Below are 16,264 nucleotides of genomic sequence, written 5' to 3'. Positions count from 1 at the left end.
CATCCGAGCTGTGCCGGGGAGAATGACCGTCATGCCCGAAACGTCCACCGCCATCGCCGATATCCACATGCTCGACAGCGGCTATTCCCGCGAAGCGCGTTCGCTGTTGTATCAGGCTTACCGACATGAGCCGACATTCGGCTACCTGTTCGAAGCCGAACGTCCCGGCTATGAGCAGCGGGTCCGCGCCACGGTGCGGGAATTGGTCAAACAGCATTTTCTGCAGGACTTGCCGGCCATCGGCCTGCTGGTCAACGACCGCTTGATCGGCATCGCCCTGATCGCACCGCCGCAACGTCGACTGGGCATCACCGAAAGTTGGGCATGGCGCTTGCGGATGGTGCTCAGCACCGGGTTTCGCTGCACGCGTCGTTACCTCGAGTACCACGATGCGGTGGCGGCGTGCTCGCCGTCCGATGCGGTGCATGTGCTGCCGTTGCTGGGCATTCATCCGCAATTCCAGGGTAAACATTTCGGCGAGCAACTTCTTCAAGCGGTGCATAACTGGTGCGCGGTGGATGAAACCTCTCAAGGTGTGATCCTCGACACTGGCAATCCGCGTTACCTGGAGTTCTATAAGCGCCAGGGCTACGAGGAAATCGGCGAGGTCGCCGTAGGACCGATCCGCGAACATGTGTTTTTTCACGCCAATCCCCAGGTGCTGCAAACCGCATCGGCATAAAGGCCGAACTTTCCGGGCGCGCCATGCTCTATCACGCTCCCAGCTCGTGATAGCATCCGCGCCTATGAAGTTTCCAGGAAGAATTACCAGTGGCGTGCTGATGCTGATTTCCAGCTGCGCGGCGCTGGCGCAAAGTGAATTGGATGTGCGGATCAAACCGTCCAACGATGAACTGAAAGCCAATATAGAAGGCTATATCGGCAGTCTCGGCGATCGTGACGAAGAAGCCTTGCTGCGCTTCAGTCGCGGTGCCGAGGAGCAGGCGCGCAAGGCCGCCCAGGCCTTGGGTTACTACCAGCCACAAATCGACAGCGACGTGAAGGGCGGCAAGACGCCGCGCCTGATTCTGACCATCGACCCCGGCGAACCGGTGCATTTGCGCAACGTCACGATCCGCGTCGACGGTCCGGCAGCCTCGCTCAAATCCTTTCGTGTGCCTGACGACCCTGCGCTGAAAACCGGTGCGGTGCTCAACCATGGCCATTACGAAGACGCCAAACGTCTGATTCAGAACCAGGCTTCGCGCTACGGCTTTTTCAGTGGGCATTTTACCCGTTCGAAACTGTCGGTTGACCCGCGTGCTGGCGTCGCTGATATCGAACTGATCTACAACAGCGGCCCGCGTTATTCCTTGGGTAAAGTCAATTTTGAGGGCGACACGCCGTTCGACGAAGACCTGCTGCAACGCATGGTGCCGTTCAAGGCCGGTACGCCGTATGACTCCGAACTGATCGCCGAACTCAACCAGGCGCTGCAATCGAGTGGCTACTTCGAGGGCGTGCGGGTCGACGCGGCACCGACAGCCTCAAAAAACGATGTGATCCCGGTGGACGTCAAACTCGAAACCCGCAAGCCGCGGACCATGGGCCTCGGTCTCGGTTACTCCACCGACGTCGGTCCACGGGTCAAGGCCAACTGGACCCGGCACTGGGTCAACCCGCAAGGGCACAGCTATGGCTGGGAGACCGAAGTCTCGGCGCCACGGCAAAACGTCGGCGTGTTCTATGACATTCCGTTGGACCCGCCACTGACCGACAAACTGCGTTTCGCCGGTGGTTATCAAAAAGAAGAAATCGCCGACAAGGACAGCCTGAGCAAACTGCTCACCGTCGGCCCGGAGTGGCACAGCAAGTTGCCAAGCGGCTGGCAGCGAGTGGTTTCGCTGAAATGGCAGCGCGAGGAATATCGGCTCGGTGACGACTCCGGTCTCAGCACTTTGTTGATGCCGGGCGTGAGTTATTCGTACCTGAAAAGCGACAACCGCATCGACCCGCACAACGGTTATCGCCTGCAATTCGAAACCAAAGTGGCCAAGGAAGGTTTGGGCTCGGACAACAACTTGCTCTACGGCACGGCGTTGGTGAAAGGCCTGACCACGGTGTTCGACAAGCACCGCTTGCTCGGTCGGGTGCAGGTTGGCGGTAGCGCCACCAATGGCTACAAATCCATACCACCGTCACTGCGATTCTTTGCCGGTGGCGACCAGAGCGTGCGCGGTTACGACTACCAGAGCCTGTCCCCGGAAAACTCCCAGGGTGATCGCATCGGTGGTCGCTACATGGTCACCGCCAGCGCCGAATACCAATATTCCATCGCCGAAAAATGGCGGGTCGCAACGTTCATCGACCAGGGCAACTCGTTCAATTCACTCGAACTGCCGAACCTCAAGACCGGGGTCGGTATCGGCGTGCGCTGGGTCTCGCCGGTGGGGCCGATTCGCCTCGACCTGGCCCATGCGATGGACGACGATGGCGGCATTCGATTGCACTTTTCCATGGGGCCTGAGCTGTGAAGCGTGGTTTGAAAATAACGCTGCTGGCTATTCTGGCGCTGTTGATGCTGGTAGTCCTGACATTGACCACGGTGCTAGGCACGGCGACGGGCAGTCGCTGGGCGCTGGGGTTTGTGCCGGGCCTGACCCTCGATAATTTCCAGGGCCGCTTGGGCGGGCAGTGGAGCGCTGACCATGTGTTGTGGCAGCAGGACACCAGCAAGGTTGAACTGAGCAAAGTGATTTTCGCCTGGTCACCGCTGTGCCTGACGCGCATGAAACTGTGCATCAAACAATTGCAGGCCGATCAGGTCAGCCTGCAATTTCCGCCGGGCACCGACGAAGACAGCAGCGGCGCTATCGAGCTTCCTGACCTGGACTTGCCGTTGGCCATTGAGCTGGGTGACGTGAAGGTCGGTAGCCTGGTGTTCAACGGCAGCGAACAGCTCAAAGGCCTGCAACTGGCGGCGCACTGGACCGCAGAGGGTTTGCAGATCGATTCCGTTGCATTGCACCGGGATGAATTGAGTCTGAATCTGTCTGGTTTGCTGCAACCCCGTGGCAACTGGCCGCTCAATGTCGAAGGCAAACTGACCCTGCCGGCGCCAGGCACCGAGCCATGGGCGTTGGCCCTGAAGATCGACGGCGACCTGCTGAAAACCCTGAACTTGAAAGCTGACAGCAGCGGTTACCTCAACGGGCAACTGAGCGGCGAATTGCAACCTCTGGTGGAAAACCTGCCGGCCAAGGTGCGCATCACCGCTGACGGCTTCAAACCCAGCGCCGATCTGCCGGACACCCTGCAACTCAATCAACTGGAACTCACCGGCGCCGGCGATCTGAAAAACGGCTATGCACTGATCGGCAATGCCACGTTGCCCGCCGAGGAGGGGCCGGTGGCCCTGGCGCTGCAAGGCAAGGTCGACGCCAACGGCGCGCAAATCGATGCGTTGGACCTCACCGCCAACGACAAGCAAAACCTCAAGCTCACCGGACAACTCGACTGGAGCAAAGGTCTGAGCGCCGAGGCGAAAATCGACTGGCTGGACTTCCCGTGGCATCGGCTCTATCCGCTGATCGACGAACCGGAAGTGGCGCTGCGCAGCTTCAACGGCGAAGTCTCCTACACCGATGGCAAATACCTCGGCAACTTCAACGCCGCGCTGGACGGCCCGGCGGGGGCGTTCAGCCTGACCAGCCCGTTCGCTGGCGACCTGAGCAAAATCTACCTTCAACAAATTCAACTCACGGCGGGGCAGGGCAAGGCTGAAGGGCACTTGAACCTGCAATTTGCCGACGGCATTGCCTGGGACACCGCGCTGGACCTGTCGGCGATCAACCCGGCGTATTGGGTCGCGGAATTGCCGGGCACTCTCGCCGGACCGTTGCGCAGCAAAGGCGAGATGAAGAATGAAAAACTCAGCCTGTCCGCCGACCTCGATCTGAAGGGCAAGCTGCGTGGGCAACCGGCCGTCCTGCAAGCCAAGGCCGATGGCGGCGGCGAGGAATGGAACCTCAATGCGCTGCAAATCCGTTTGGGCGACAACAGCATCAGCGGCAAGGGCAGCCTGCAACAGAAACTCACCGGACAGATCGATATCAAGTTGCCGCGACTGGCGCAGCTCTGGCCGCAACTGCGTGGCCAAATCAATGGCCGGGTCGATGTGGCAGGTACGCTCAAGGCGCCGCAAGGCAAGCTCGGGTTGCAAGGCACGCAACTGGCGTTCGCCGACAATCGCCTGCAAAGCCTGAACCTGGACGCCACGCTCGACAGCGCGCAACGGGGGAAAATCGACCTCAAGGGCAGCGGTATCCAGACCGGCGATACCTCGCTCGGCACGTTGACCGCCAGTGGTCAGGGCGACATCAAGAATCAGAAGCTCGCTCTGGACCTGCAAGGGCCGAAGCTGAAGATGGCCCTCGGGCTGGACGGCGCGCTGGACAAAGGCAACTGGCGCGGGCGTCTGGCCACTGGCGACATCCAGGCCGGTGGCCAGGACTGGAAGCTGCAAGGCCCGGCGAAGCTCGAACGGTTGGCGGACGGCAAAATCAACTTCGGCGCCCATTGCTGGATGTCCGGCCCGGCCAGTCTGTGCGGTGAAGACCAACGGCTGATGCCAGAGCCGAAGCTGCGTTATCACCTCAAGCAATTCCCCATCGACAGCCTCGCGCAGTGGCTGCCGAAAGACTTCGCCTGGCAAGGCCGGCTCAATGCTGATGTGCAGCTGGATCTGCCAGCGAGCGGTCCGAATGGCCTGATCAGCATCGATGCCAGCGGTGGCACGTTGCGGGTGAAGGAAAAGGATCAGTGGCTGGACTTCCCGTACCAGACGCTGAAACTCACCAGCAAACTCACGCCAAAACGCATCGACACCGATCTCAATTTCGTCGGCGGCAAGCTTGGCGAATTGATGATTCAAGCACAGATCAACCCGTTGCCGAAGAATAAACCGGTGACCGGTTCGTTCCGCTTGAACGGTCTGGACTTGTCGGTGGCGCGGCCGTTTGTGCCCATGGTTGAGAAACTGACCGGACGCTTGAATGGCAGCGGGACGATTTCCGGTGGACTCTTGGCACCGCAGGTCAACGGCAACTTGCTGCTCAGTGACGGCGAAGTGTCCGGGCCTGAGTTGCCGATGGAACTGCGAGACTTGCAGCTTCGCGCGGTGATCGCCGGCGAAACCGTGCAGTTGAACGGCGGCTGGAAAAGCGGCAAGACCGGGCAGGGCAGTTTGACCGGCGATATCGCCTGGGGCCAGGCGCTGGTGGTGGATCTGGCGCTCAAGGGTTCGCAGTTGCCGGTCACCGTCGAGCCGTATGCCAAGCTTGAAGTGGCGCCGGACCTGAAGATCTCGATCAAGGACGACAAACTGGCGGTCGCCGGTAAAGTGCTGGTGCCCAAGGGCGACATCACCATTCGCGAGCTGCCGCCATCGACGGTCAAGGTCTCCGATGACACGGTGATCGTCGGCCAGCAGACTGAAGAGGGCAAACCGCCGATGGCCACGGTCATGGACATCGATGTGGTGGTCGGCCAGGACAAACTGAGCTTCGCCGGGTTTGGCCTGACGGCGAACCTGCAAGGTCATGTGCACATTGGTGACAACCTCGACACCCGTGGCGAACTCTGGCTCAACGATGGGCGTTACCGTGCCTACGGCCAGCGCTTGACGGTGCGTCGGGCGCGGTTGCTGTTTGCCGGGCCAATCGATCAGCCATACCTCGACATCGAAGCGATTCGCCAGACCGACGACGTGATTGCCGGCATCCGCCTGAGCGGCAGCGCCGAGCAGCCGACCACGCAGATTTTCTCCGAGCCGGCCATGAGTCAGGAGCAGGCGTTGTCCTATCTGGTGCTGGGTCGTCCACTGGCCAGCAACGGTGAAGACAACAACATGCTCGCCCAGGCCGCCCTCGGGTTGGGCTTGATGGGCAGTTCCAAGGTGACGGGCAGTTTGGCGAAGAACCTCGGCATCGAGGATTTCCAGCTCGACACCGAAGGCAGCGGCGATGCCACCAGCGTAGTCGCCAGCGGCAACCTCTCCGAGAAGCTCAGCCTGCGTTATGGCGTCGGCGTGTTTGAACCGGCCAACACCATTGCCCTGCGTTACAAGTTGAGCAAAAAGGTCTACCTCGAAGCCGCCGGCGGCGTGGCCAGTTCGCTGGACATCTTCTACAAGCGGGACTTCTAAGCCCTGCAAATCACCTGTGGCGAGGGAGCTTGCTCCCGCTGGGCCGCGTAGCGGCCCCCCGAAGAAGTCACCCACAAATCCCTCCAATTGGGGCTGCTCCGCAGCCCAGCGGGAGCAAGCGCCCTCGCCACAAAGTTTGTGGCAATACCCGACACCATTGGTCAACTAAATACAAAGCAACCTAACTATTACGTTGACATTGGCTGCCTAGGCAGTAACATCTCGACATACATTCACTGCCTAGGCAGCTAATTGGTGGTCAGATGAAGCATTTCACCCCAGACAACTTCCACAATTGCCATCTCGGTCTCTTGCTCGGGCGCGCCGCGCTGCTCAAGGACCGGATCATCGACACGCACATGGAACCCCACGGCATCACCGCCGCGCAGTTCAAAGTGCTGATCATCATGGCCCAGTTCGGCGTCGATACGCCGGGCGAGCTGTGCCGGCATTTGTCCCTCGACAGCGGTTCGATGACCCGCATGCTCGATCGTCTGGAACAGAAAGGTTTCCTTGCCCGCCAACGCTCTGAAGCGGATCGCCGTCAGGTGCAACTGGTGCTGACCGCAGAGGGCCAGACGCTGGCCGATCGCCTGCCGCACATCGGTGCCGAGGCGATGAACGAGCTGGTCGAAGTCGTCACGCCGCAAGAACTGGAAACCCTGGAAAAGATCCTGAAGAAAATTTTGGTAGCAGCGGGTGACTCGATCACTTTGCTGCGAGTAGGTGGTAACGATGAACAGTAAAACCTTGCGCAGCGGCCTGAGCGTGGTGCTGTTGGCCATGAGCCTGGCCGGTTGCGCCAGTTACAGCGGCCTGAACACCGACGGTGTCAGCCTCGATGCGAAGAACCTCAAGGCCGGGCAGTCCCTCAGCGGTGTGACACTGTCGCCCGCGGCCTGGCCGAAAAGCGATTGGTGGAAAAGCCTCGGCGACCCTCAGCTCGACGGTCTGATCCGCGAAGCCCTGCACGACAGCCCGGACATGCAGATCGCCGACGCCCGCGCCCATCAGGCCAGCGCCGCCGCGTATGCCGCCGACGCTGCGCGGATGCCGACCGTGGATGCCAGCGCCGGTGTCAGCCGTTCGCGTCTGGCCCGCGATCAAGACCCGCTCGGTCAGGGCGACGCGTATTCCACGGTGCGTAACATCAGCGCCAGCTTCAATTACAACTTCGACCTCTGGGGCGGTCAGCGTGACGCCTGGGAAGCGGCTTTGGGCCAGGCCCGCGCCGCCGAAGTCGATCAGCAGGCAGCGCAGTTGACCTTGTCTGCCGACGTTGCCCGTGCCTATAGCGATCTGGGGCAGGCGCACATCGTCTATGACCTGTCCGCCGAAGACCTCAAGCGCACCAAGCAAATGCTCGACCTGAGCCAGCGTCGCTTGAGTTCCGGTATTGACAGCCAGTACCAGTTCCAGCAGACCGAAAGCCTGGCAGCCACGTCCGAAGCCAATCTGATCGACGCCGAAAAACGTCTGCAAAGCGCGAAAATCGCCTTGGCTGTTTTGCTGGGTAAAGGCCCGGACCGCGGCAATGAAATTGCCCGACCGAAAATCCTTCAGGCCAGCGCCGTGGCGTTGCCGTCGGTACTGCCGGCCGAGCTGCTTGGTCGTCGTCCGGACCTGGTGGCCGCGCGCTGGCGCGTCGAGGCGGCGAGCAAGAATATCGACGCCGGAAAAACCCGGTTCTATCCAAACTTGAACCTCAGCGCGGCGGCGGGTGCCGAATCGTTGCTGGGCGATGCGATGTTCGGTTCGGCCAGTCGTTTCTTCAATGTCGCGCCGACGATTTCCGTGCCGATTTTCGACGGCGGTCGCTTGCGCGCCGACCTCGATTCCCGCGACGCCGACTACGACCTCGCGGTGGCGCAATACAACAAAAGCCTGGTGAGAGCGCTGGGGGATGTCAGTGACAGCATCAACCAGTTGCGCGATATCGGCCGGCAAATCGTGGCCCAGCAGCACGCCACTGACATCGCCCAGGATTCTTACAACACCGTGGTCCAGCGCTACGGTTCCGGCATCGGTAACTACCTGGACGTGCTCAGCATCGAGCAGCAATTGCTCCAGGCCCAGCGTCAGCTGGCCAATCTGAATGCCGAGCAGATCGACCTGTCGATCCAACTGATGCAAGCGCTGGGCGGCGGCTATCAGCCTGAGGCCATTGCCTCGGCCAACGCCACGCCCGCCTCGCTGACTCACTAATTCAAGGGACTTGTCATGGCTACTGCCGATACAACTCAATCCGCTGAAAATGCTCCGGCAAACCCGAATGCCGGCAAACGCAAAATCATGTTGCTGGCGCTCGCCGTGGTGGTTGCGCTGGGTGGCGCGGGCGTCTGGGCTTATCACGAGTTCTACGGTCGCTGGAGTGAAAGCACCGACGATGCTTATGTGAACGGCAACGTGGTGGAAATCACGCCGCTGGTCACCGGCACCGTGGTCAGCATCGGTGCCGACGATGGTGATCTGGTCCACGAAGGCCAAGTGCTGGTGAACTTCGACCCGAACGACGCCGAAATCGGTTTGCAAAGCGCCCAGGCCAATCTGGCCCGCACCGTGCGTCAGGTGCGTGGCTTGTACAGCAACGTCGATGGCCAGAAAGCTCAGGTCAATGCGCAACAGGCTGAAGTACAGAAAGCCCAGGACAACTTCAATCGCCGCAAAAACCTCGCCGCTGGCGGGGCGATTTCCCAGGAAGAACTGTCCCACGCCCGCGACGACCTGACCTCGGCGCAAAACGCCCTGGCCGACGCCAAACAGCGTCTCAAAACCACCAGTGCCTTGGTGGATGACACGGTTGTTTCGTCGCATCCGGATGTGATGGCCGCCGCCGCGCAATTGCGTCAGGCGTACCTGAACAATGCCCGCAGCACCTTGATCGCGCCGGTCACCGGTTACGTGGCCAAACGTACCGTGCAACTCGGCCAACGGGTACAGCCGGGCGAGGCGCTGATGGCGGTGATCCCGCTGGATCAGCTGTGGATCGACGCCAACTTCAAGGAAACCCAACTGCGTGACATGCGTATCGGCCAACCGGTGGAAATCGAAACCGACCTCTACGGTAGCGACGTGACCTACAGCGGCACCGTCGACAGCCTCGGCGCCGGGACCGGCAGCGCGTTCGCCTTGCTGCCGGCGCAAAACGCCACGGGCAACTGGATCAAGATCGTGCAGCGGGTGCCCGTGCGGATTCACGTCAACGCTGAAGAACTGGCCAAGCACCCGTTGCGGGTAGGTCTCTCGACGGTGGTCGATGTCAACCTGCGCGACCAGAGCGGCCCGGTGCTGGCGCAACAGCCACCGCAAAAGGCCTCGTTCAGCACCAGCATTTATGACCGTCAGTTGGCCGAGGCTGACGCGATGATCACTCAACTGATTCACGACAACAGCGCCGCGGCCAGCAAGACCGCGCAACGCTGATTCGCCCCTGTGGGAGCGAGCCTGTGTGGCGAGGGAGCTTGCTCCCGCTGGGTCGCGAAGCGGCCCCAAAAGCTTTACGACTGCTTCGCAGCCGAGCGGGAGCAAGCTCCCTCGCCAAACAGGCTCCCACACGGTCAGCTGCGCCTGTAACAGGCGTAGCGCCAATCAGGTTTCAAAGGATTTGCGATGAGCAATAACGCCTCTTTCACGCCACCCAGCCTGTTGCTCAGCACCATCGGGCTGTCGCTGGCGACCTTCATGCAAGTGCTCGACACCACGATCGCCAACGTGGCGCTGCCGACGATTTCCGGCAACCTCGGGGTGAGCTCTGAGCAGGGCACCTGGGTGATCACTTCGTTTGCGGTCAGCAACGCCATTGCGCTGCCACTGACCGGCTGGCTCAGCCGCCGCTTCGGCGAGGTGAAGCTGTTCGTCTGGGCGACGCTGTTGTTCGTGCTGGCTTCGTTTCTGTGCGGTATTTCCACGTCGATGCCGGAACTGGTGGGCTTCCGCGTCTTGCAAGGCGTGGTGGCAGGGCCGTTGTACCCGATGACCCAGACCCTGCTGATTGCGGTGTACCCCCCGGCAAAACGGGGGCTGGCGCTGGCGCTACTGGCGATGGTCACGGTCGTCGCGCCGATAGCCGGGCCAATCCTTGGTGGCTGGATTACTGACAGCTACAGCTGGCCGTGGATTTTCTTCATCAACGTACCGATCGGTTTGTTCGCCGCGTGGGTTGTCACGCAACAGATGAAGAAGCGTCCGGTGGTCACCAGTCGCCAACCCATGGATTACGTTGGTCTCATCGCGTTGATCATCGGCGTCGGTGCGCTGCAAATTGTCCTCGACAAAGGTAACGATGCCGACTGGTTCGAATCGAGTTTCATCATTGTCGGTTCGGTGATTTCGGTGGTGGCCCTGGTGTTCTTTGTGATCTGGGAAATGACCGACGAACATCCGGTGGTCAACCTGCGGCTGTTCGCTCACCGCAACTTCCGCTACGGCACCATCGTGTTAATTCTGGGTTATGCCGGGTTTTTCGGGATCAACCTGATCCTGCCGCAATGGCTGCAAACACGACTGGGCTACACCGCGACCTGGGCCGGTTTTGCCGTGGCCCCGCTGGGGATACTGCCGGTCCTGCTGGCGCCATTTGTCGGTAAGTACGCACCGAAGTTCGACATGCGCCTGCTGGCGGGCGGGGCGTTCCTGGCGATCGGCCTGAGCTGTTTCATGCGCGCCGGCTTCACCAATGAAGTGGACTTCCAGCACATCGCCATGGTGCAACTGTTTATGGGTATCGGCGTGGCACTGTTCTTCATGCCGACCCTGACCATCCTGCTCTCGGACCTGCCACCGAACCAGATTGCCGACGGTTCGGGCCTGGCCACGTTCCTGCGGACCTTGGGCGGTAGTTTTGCCGCGTCATTGACCACCTGGATCTGGATCCGCCGCGCTGATCAACACCATGCCTACCTGACCGAAAGTATCACCCAGTTCGATCCCGCGACCCGCGAGGCGTTGACCCAATTGGGTGGGGCAGGGGCCAAGGCGTATACCCAGCTGGATCAGATGGTGATCAGCCAGGCGTACATCATGTCCACGGTGGACTACTTCACCTTGTTGGGTTGGATGTTCATAGGCTTGATATTGATTGTGTGGCTGGCCAAACCACCGTTTACGGCGAAGGCCGGGCCGGCCGCTTCCGCGGGGCATTGAACCAAACGCGATCAATGTAGGAGCCAGCAAGCCGGCTCCTACAAAGGGGGGCGTTAGATTGTGGGGGCGGCAAGCTGCGGTGGCGGGGCGAAGTCGAACGGCGCCAGCGCAAACCCTTGCTCATCCACCTGCAACGCCCAACCCTGACGATCCCAATCCCCCAGCACAATGCGCCGCGCCGCCTGTTCACCCAATTGCAACTTGTGAATGGCGGGGCGGTGGGTGTGGCCGTGGATCAGGGTTTTCACGCCGTACTGCTGCATGATCCGCGGAATCTCTTCGGGCGTGACATCGACAATGTCATTGGCCTTCATCCGCGTCTGCGCACGGCTTTCACTGCGCAGTTTGCGCGCCAGTTTATGCCGGGTGCTTAACGGCAGGTGCCGCAGGATGAACAGGGTGATCGGGTTACGCAGGTAGCGACGCAGCTTCATATAGGCTTCGTCGCGGGTGCAGAGGCTGTCGCCGTGCATCAGCAGCACCGGTTCGCCGTTGAACTGCACGACACTCGGGTCTTTCAGCAAAGTGCAGCCGGCCTGTTTGCAAAAGGCCTGGCCGAGCATGAAATCGCGATTGCCATGCATCAGGAAAATGGCCGTGCCGCTGTCGCTCAATTCGCGCAGGGCCTGGCAGATGGAACGCTGGAAAGGGGTCATGGCGTCGTCGCCAATCCACGCTTCGAAAAAGTCGCCCAGAATGTACAACGCACTCGCCGAGCGGGCGCGTCCGGCGAGCAAATCCAGAAACGCCCGGGTAATGTCCGGGCGCTCCTCTTCCAGATGTAAATCTGAAATCAGCAATATCACTCAATGATCTCGGCTTTCTCGATGATCACGTCGTCTGCTGGTACGTCCTGGTGGCCGGACTTGGAAGTGGTGGCCACGCCTTTGATCTTGTCGACAACGTCGGTGCCGGCGGTCACTTTGCCGAATACCGCGTAGCCCCAGCCTTGAACGTTCTTGCCGCTGTGGTTCAGGAAGCTGTTGTCAGCCACGTTGATGAAGAACTGTGCGGAAGCCGAATGCGGCTCCATGGTGCGGGCCATGGCGACGGTGTACTTATCGTTGGAAAGACCGTTGTCAGCTTCGTTCTGGATGCTTGGGCGCTTGTCTTTCTTTTCTTTCATGCCTGGCTCGAAACCGCCGCCCTGGATCATGAAGTTACCGATCACACGGTGGAAAACGGTGTTTTCGTAGTGACCGGCTTTCACGTACTCGACGAAGTTGGCCACGGTGATCGGGGCTTTCTCGGCGTTCAGTTCCAGGACGATGTCGCCATGGTTGGTGGTCAGTTTGACTTGGGTCATGATCGGGCACTCTTTTTAAACAGCAGTTTTATAAGGAATTCGTGGTTTTGGGACATTTCGTCCGCACACCGGTTCAGCCTGTCTGGGCCAAGGTGCGCAGTTTAGCGTGACAGACGCGAATTTCGAGGCTGTTTTTCATTTACGGCCTATTAAATGCGACCGTTTGCAGGTGCGCTCTGTCAGGTGCTTGACGGCATCGGCTATGATAGCGGCTTTGTTTTGTCCGGCCTTCATAACGGCCACGCACTTGTACGTTCAAGGATCCTATGAGCAAGCCCACTGTCGACCCTACCTCGAATGCCAAGACCGGCCCAGCCGTGCCGGTCAACTTCCTGCGGCCGATCATCCAGGCAGACCTGGACTCGGGCAAGCACACGCAGATCGTCACCCGTTTCCCGCCTGAGCCCAACGGCTACCTGCACATCGGCCACGCCAAGTCGATCTGCGTGAACTTCGGCCTGGCCCAGGAGTTCGGCGGCGTCACGCACCTGCGTTTCGACGACACCAACCCGGCCAAGGAAGACCAGGAATACATCGACGCAATCGAAAGCGACGTCAAATGGCTGGGCTTCGAATGGTCCGGCGAAGTGCGCTACGCCTCGCAGTATTTCGACCAATTGCACGACTGGGCGGTAGAGCTGATCAAGTCCGGCAAGGCCTACGTCGACGACCTGACCCCTGAGCAAGCCAAGGAATACCGTGGCAGCCTGACCGAACCGGGCAAGAACAGCCCGTTCCGCGACCGTAGCGTCGAAGAAAACCTGGACCTGTTCGCCCGCATGAAGGCCGGCGAATTCCAGGACGGCGCACGCGTGCTGCGGGCCAAGATCGACATGGCCTCGCCGAACATGAACCTGCGTGATCCGATCATGTATCGCATCCGTCACGCGCATCACCACCAGACCGGTGACAAGTGGTGCATCTACCCGAACTACGACTTCACCCACGGTCAGTCGGACGCCATCGAAGGCATCACCCACTCGATCTGCACCCTGGAGTTCGAAAGCCATCGTCCGCTGTACGAGTGGTTCCTCGAGCACCTGCCAGTGCCGGCCAACCCGCGCCAGTACGAGTTCAGCCGCCTGAACCTGAACTACACCATCACCAGCAAGCGCAAGCTCAAGCAACTGGTCGATGAAAAGCACGTCAATGGCTGGGATGACCCGCGCATGTCCACGCTGTCGGGTTTCCGCCGCCGTGGCTACACGCCGAAATCGATCCGCAACTTCTGCGAAATGATCGGCACCAACCGTTCCGACGGCGTGGTTGATTTCGGCATGCTCGAATTCAGCATCCGCGACGACCTCGACCAGAGCGCCCCGCGCGCCATGTGCGTACTGCGTCCGCTGAAAGTCGTGATCACCAACTACCCGGAAGGCCAGGTCGAGAACCTCGAACTGCCGCGTCATCCGAAGGAAGACATGGGCGTGCGCGCCTTGCCGTTCGCCCGCGAAATCTACATCGACCGTGAAGACTTCATGGAAGAGCCGCCGAAGGGCTACAAGCGCCTGGAGCCGACCGGCGAAGTGCGTCTGCGTGGCAGCTACGTGATCCGCGCCGACGAAGCGATCAAGGACGCCGATGGCAACATCGTCGAACTGCGTTGCTCGTACGACCCGGAAACCCTGGGCAAGAATCCTGAAGGCCGCAAGGTCAAAGGCGTGATCCACTGGGTGCCGGCGGCTGCCAGCGTCGAGTGCGAAGTGCGTCTGTACGATCGTCTGTTCCGTTCTCCAAACCCGGAGAAGGCCGAAGACAGCGCCAGTTTCCTGGACAACATCAACCCTGACTCGCTGCAGGTACTCACCGGTTGTCGTGCTGAACCCTCGCTGGGCAATGCACAGCCGGAAGACCGTTTCCAGTTCGAGCGCGAAGGTTACTTCGTCGCGGATATCAAGGACTCGAAACCGGGCGCTCCGGTATTCAACCGTACCGTGACCCTGCGTGACTCCTGGGGCCAGTGATTCAAGGAACTAACGTGCTAACGATCTACAACACGCTCACCAAGAGCAAAGAAGTCTTCAAGCCGCTCGATGGCAACAAGGTGCGCATGTACGTGTGCGGCATGACCGTGTACGACTACTGCCACCTGGGCCACGGCCGCAGCATGGTCGCGTTTGACCTGGTGACGCGCTGGTTGCGCTTCAGCGGCTACGACCTGACCTACGTGCGCAACATCACCGACATCGACGACAAGATCATCAACCGGGCCAACGAGAACGGTGAATCGTTCGAAGCGTTGACCGAGCGCATGATCGCGGCGATGCACGAAGACGAAGCGCGCCTGAACATCAAGAAGCCGGATATGGAACCGCGCGCCACGGATCACATCCCTGGCATGCACGCGATGATCCAGACCCTGATCGACAAGGGTTACGCCTACGCCCCGGGCAATGGCGATGTGTACTACCGCGTCGGCAAGTTCATGGGCTACGGCAAGCTGTCGCGCAAGAAGATCGAAGACCTGCGCATCGGCGCGCGGATCGAAGTCGACGAGTCCAAGCAGGACCCGCTGGACTTCGTGCTGTGGAAAGCCGCCAAGCCGGGCGAGCCGAGCTGGGAATCACCGTGGGGCGCCGGGCGTCCGGGCTGGCACATCGAGTGCTCGGTGATGTCGACCTGCTGCCTCGGTGAGACCTTCGACATTCATGGCGGCGGCAGCGACCTCGAATTCCCGCACCACGAAAACGAAATCGCCCAGAGCGAAGCGGCCACCGGCAAGACCTACGCCAACGCGTGGATGCATTGCGGCATGATCCGCATCAATGGCGAGAAGATGTCCAAGTCCTTGAACAACTTCTTCACCATTCGCGACGTGCTCGACAAGTACCACCCGGAAGTCGTGCGTTACCTGCTGGTGTCGAGCCACTACCGCAGCGCGATCAACTACTCGGAAGACAACCTCAAGGACGCCAAGGGCGCACTCGAGCGTTTCTACCACGCGTTGAAAGGCCTGCCGAGCGTTGCCCCGGCTGGCGGCGAAACGTTCGTCGAGCGTTTCACCCAGGTGATGAACGACGACTTCGGCACGCCGGAAGCCTGCGCGGTGCTATTCGAGATGGTTCGCGAGATCAACCGCCTGCGCGAGAGCGATCTCAATGCAGCGGCCGGTCTGGCGGCGCGCTTGAAAGAACTGGCCAGCGTGCTGGGTGTGTTGCAGCTCGAAGCCGACGACTTCCTGCAAGCCGGTGCCGAAGGGCGCGTGGATGCAGCTGAAGTTGAAGCGCTGATCGCTGCGCGTCTGGCGGCACGTGCCGGTAAAGACTGGGCGGAATCCGACCGCATCCGCGACCAGCTCACCGCCATGGGTGTGGTGCTGGAAGATGGAAAGGGCGGCACCACTTGGCGTCTGGCTGACTGATTGCTTCGTTACAGACAAAACCCGCCTTGTGCGGGTTTTTTTGTTGCTTAACTTATTGTTTTATATGAATAATATCTATGTGTGTGGGGGCGGCCCCACACTGAGCCCCACACGGATTGCTTGCGTGAAGGGCTGATGGTTTGCCAAGCAGGGAGCAGTGCGCACCTAACCGGCGCCAGCACCAAGCTACACCGTGCAACTGCCCCGCAGGCACACTGTAGGGGCCATATTTGCAGCGCAGGTGGCTGGCCCCTACCTTTTTGCGGCGCTTAGGGCCCTAGCCCCACGCGGCCACCCATAGCCCCAAGTG

The 16,264-nt window shown here is 60.5% G+C and carries 11 protein-coding genes; 9 read left to right on the top strand and 2 right to left on the bottom strand.

All coding sequences use genetic code 11. The features are described from left to right. The first annotated feature begins 31 nt into the window (after positions 1–31). The 7 genes from KGB21_RS25350 to KGB21_RS25320 all read left to right on the top strand — a co-directional run bounded on the left by KGB21_RS25350 (position 32) and on the right by KGB21_RS25320 (position 11,287). Positions 32–682 (top strand): GNAT family N-acetyltransferase, encoded by a 651-nt coding sequence (locus KGB21_RS25350; RefSeq protein WP_034146983.1) that lies wholly within the window; start codon positions 32–34, stop codon positions 680–682. 64 nt (positions 683–746) lie between these two features. Then, on the top strand, positions 747–2,474 hold the full coding sequence (locus KGB21_RS25345) for an autotransporter assembly complex protein TamA (RefSeq protein WP_223507054.1): 1,728 nt from the start codon (positions 747–749) through the stop codon (positions 2,472–2,474). Then, positions 2,471–6,145, top strand: coding sequence for a translocation/assembly module TamB domain-containing protein (locus KGB21_RS25340; RefSeq protein WP_223507053.1), 3,675 nt, complete (start codon positions 2,471–2,473; stop codon positions 6,143–6,145). The genes KGB21_RS25345 and KGB21_RS25340 overlap by 4 nt, the downstream gene beginning before the upstream one ends. 263 nt (positions 6,146–6,408) lie before the next feature. Then, complete coding sequence (locus tag KGB21_RS25335) at positions 6,409–6,891, top strand: MarR family winged helix-turn-helix transcriptional regulator (RefSeq protein WP_034146885.1); 483 nt, start codon at positions 6,409–6,411, stop codon at positions 6,889–6,891. Continuing rightward, positions 6,881–8,350 (top strand): efflux transporter outer membrane subunit, encoded by a 1,470-nt coding sequence (locus tag KGB21_RS25330; RefSeq protein ID WP_223507052.1) that lies wholly within the window; start codon positions 6,881–6,883, stop codon positions 8,348–8,350. The genes KGB21_RS25335 and KGB21_RS25330 overlap by 11 nt, the downstream gene beginning before the upstream one ends. Before the next feature lie 15 nt (positions 8,351–8,365). Next, on the top strand, positions 8,366–9,568 hold the full coding sequence (locus KGB21_RS25325) for an efflux RND transporter periplasmic adaptor subunit (protein ID WP_223507051.1): 1,203 nt from the start codon (positions 8,366–8,368) through the stop codon (positions 9,566–9,568). A gap of 186 nt (positions 9,569–9,754) precedes the next feature. Then, positions 9,755–11,287 (top strand): DHA2 family efflux MFS transporter permease subunit, encoded by a 1,533-nt coding sequence (locus KGB21_RS25320; RefSeq protein WP_223507050.1) that lies wholly within the window; start codon positions 9,755–9,757, stop codon positions 11,285–11,287. A gap of 53 nt (positions 11,288–11,340) precedes the next feature. On the opposite strand, the gene lpxH is transcribed toward KGB21_RS25320, so the two are convergent. Next, on the bottom strand, positions 11,341–12,093 hold the full coding sequence (gene lpxH / locus KGB21_RS25315) for a UDP-2,3-diacylglucosamine diphosphatase (protein WP_223507049.1): 753 nt from the start codon (positions 12,091–12,093) through the stop codon (positions 11,341–11,343). Further along, entirely contained in the window at positions 12,090–12,593 is a 504-nt protein-coding gene (locus tag KGB21_RS25310; RefSeq protein WP_034146890.1) for a peptidylprolyl isomerase, read from the bottom strand. The genes lpxH and KGB21_RS25310 overlap by 4 nt, the downstream gene beginning before the upstream one ends. Positions 12,594–12,859: 266 nt before the next feature. Here KGB21_RS25310 and KGB21_RS25305 point away from each other — a divergent pair, with 266 nt between their 5' ends. Both KGB21_RS25305 and cysS read left to right on the top strand, forming a co-directional pair. Further along, complete coding sequence (locus KGB21_RS25305; protein WP_223507048.1) at positions 12,860–14,557, top strand: glutamine--tRNA ligase/YqeY domain fusion protein; 1,698 nt, start codon at positions 12,860–12,862, stop codon at positions 14,555–14,557. Positions 14,558–14,571: 14 nt separating this feature from the next. Beyond that, entirely contained in the window at positions 14,572–15,954 is a 1,383-nt protein-coding gene (gene cysS / locus KGB21_RS25300; RefSeq protein WP_223507047.1) for a cysteine--tRNA ligase, read from the top strand. The last annotated feature ends 310 nt before the right edge of the window (positions 15,955–16,264 follow it).

The sequence above is a fragment of the Pseudomonas sp. GL-RE-29 genome (assembly GCF_019947275.1).
Lineage (GTDB): Bacteria > Pseudomonadota > Gammaproteobacteria > Pseudomonadales > Pseudomonadaceae > Aquipseudomonas > Aquipseudomonas fluorescens_A.
This window is presented reverse-complemented; position numbering and strand designations above follow the sequence as displayed.